Source organism: Nostoc sp., assembly GCF_036917755.1.
Classification (GTDB): domain Bacteria; phylum Cyanobacteriota; class Cyanobacteriia; order Cyanobacteriales; family Nostocaceae; genus Nostoc.
Genome location: NZ_JBALFC010000128.1, coordinates 1 through 1,785, shown reverse-complemented (window position 1 = coordinate 1,785; position 1,785 = coordinate 1). Strand labels below are relative to the sequence as shown.

Here is a 1,785-nt window from a genome sequence, read left to right as displayed (position 1 = left end):
TGGCTTAACTAACTTTAATAGTTTTAGGAGAAGGATTTTACTAAACTGGCATTTCTGTTGTTAATTTAACATATTTAGTCTGGGAGAGCCATAAAATCTATCAATGTAGGTTGGGTTGAAGGGCAGTGAAACCCAACATGAACATGAATCCAATGTTGGGTTTCGTTCCTCAAACGCATAAATTATTGATCATCAAAATCAGTGAATTCGTCATCACTTAACATCTCGATTTCTAACATAGATTCATCAACCAATTCATAATCTTCAACCTCATGTAGTTGATTTTCTTCAATTCTCTTTTCTGGTATGATAGTGTTGCAGAAGATAGTGCCCTGCAAGTCTTTATATCTCAAACAAGTATCTCGTAAGTCTGTATTTATGAGGTTAGCATTCCTTAAGTCTGTGTTTATTAAGTTAGCACTTCTTAAATTACTGTCACTTAGATTTACACCTTTCAAGTCAAGACCACGGAGATTACAACCGCTAAAATCTAGTCCACTTAAGTCAGCACCGGGATATATGCGAATTACACCTGGCGGATCATTTGCTGCTGTGTCTTTAAAACCATCAGAATTGTAGTAAATAGCGTCAGTTAAATTTGCTCCACAGTTATTTATTTCATTGGTATCGTCAACATACAAAACAGTACGCTTAAGATAAACTTTTTTCAAGTAATGCTTAAATTCGACTACAAACCAACTATCAATATTTGCTTTTTCCCAGTTAGTATCACTGAGATTTACACCCTGCAAACCGATTTCTCTTAATCGAGCCTGACTCAAATCAGCACCAGTTAAATTAGAACCCTCAAAAGATGACTGAAATGCATTCATGCCTCTCAAGTTAGCACCTGTTAAATCGCATTTATCAATTCGAGTATGATTTAGGTTTACTCCACTCAGGTTAGCTTCTTGCAAGTTGCTACAAATAATGTCAGCACAGCATAAATCGACATTACTGAGATTTGCCTTGCTGAGGTTGATACCATACAACTCAACACCTTCTAGGTTGACACCACTTAGGTCAACTCCTGAAAAGTCTCTCTCACCTGCGGCGTAGCGTTTGAGTAATTCATCTCGGTTCATAAGAGCGATAACTTCGTTAAGCTTTGCTAATGCTAAATTTTTGTTTTCATAATACAAATATACTATTGAGTAAACAGATTACACACATCACCAGCTAAATTAGGCTTATCACCAAATTCTTTGACGCCCATGCTAGAAAAAATATCTACATTCCAGAAAGCCATAGAAGCGGTAGAAGCATTAGATCCAGAAGCTCAGGCTATTCTTGTAGATATTATCCAGAAGCGCCTCAAACAACAGCGACGGGATGACCTATTAAAAGAAATCGCGCAAGCAGAGAGTGATTATGCTCAAGGTAATGTCCGGCGTGGTTCAGTTGCAGATTTGATGGCGGAGTTAGACGAGTGAAAAATTTGGTTTGGAGTCCGACTTTTGTTCGTGCTTTTAAGCGTGTAGTCAAGAAAAATCCTGAGTTACGTTCTCAAATTGAGCAAGTATTACAACAAATCGCTGAAGACCCATTTCAACTCAGTTTACGTAGTCACAAGCTAAAAGGTGATTCATCGGGTAGATACTCATGTTCAATTGATTATCGGAATCGGATTTTATTTAAATTTGTTATATAGCGGTTCCCACTCAGATGCGGTACAAGATTATATTGCGAGGTGTAGGGGCACGGCATGCCGCATTGGTGTCAACTTAAGCAAAAAGGCAGCATTAAGATGTAATCTAAGAACATCGGAATTGATGTTCTTAGTGA

The 1,785-nt window shown here is 37.7% G+C and carries 3 protein-coding genes; 2 read left to right on the top strand and 1 reads right to left on the bottom strand.

Going from position 1 to position 1,785, the window contains the following annotated elements; genetic code table 11:
• Nucleotides 1-182 precede the first annotated feature (182 nt).
• The gene (locus tag V7L05_RS27885; RefSeq protein ID WP_335168997.1) at nucleotides 183-1,085 is read right to left on the bottom strand and encodes a pentapeptide repeat-containing protein; all 903 of its coding nucleotides are present in this window, start codon (nucleotides 1,083-1,085) and stop codon (nucleotides 183-185) included.
• Nucleotides 1,086-1,214: 129 nt separating this feature from the next.
• Here V7L05_RS27885 and V7L05_RS27880 point away from each other — a divergent pair, with 129 nt between their 5' ends.
• Both V7L05_RS27880 and V7L05_RS27875 read left to right on the top strand, forming a co-directional pair.
• Nucleotides 1,215-1,433, top strand: a complete 219-nt coding sequence (locus tag V7L05_RS27880) for a hypothetical protein (RefSeq protein WP_335168996.1) — start codon at nucleotides 1,215-1,217, stop codon at nucleotides 1,431-1,433.
• Complete coding sequence (locus V7L05_RS27875; RefSeq protein ID WP_335168995.1) at nucleotides 1,430-1,651, top strand: type II toxin-antitoxin system RelE/ParE family toxin; 222 nt, start codon at nucleotides 1,430-1,432, stop codon at nucleotides 1,649-1,651. The genes V7L05_RS27880 and V7L05_RS27875 overlap by 4 nt, the downstream gene beginning before the upstream one ends.
• The last annotated feature ends 134 nt before the right edge of the window (nucleotides 1,652-1,785 follow it).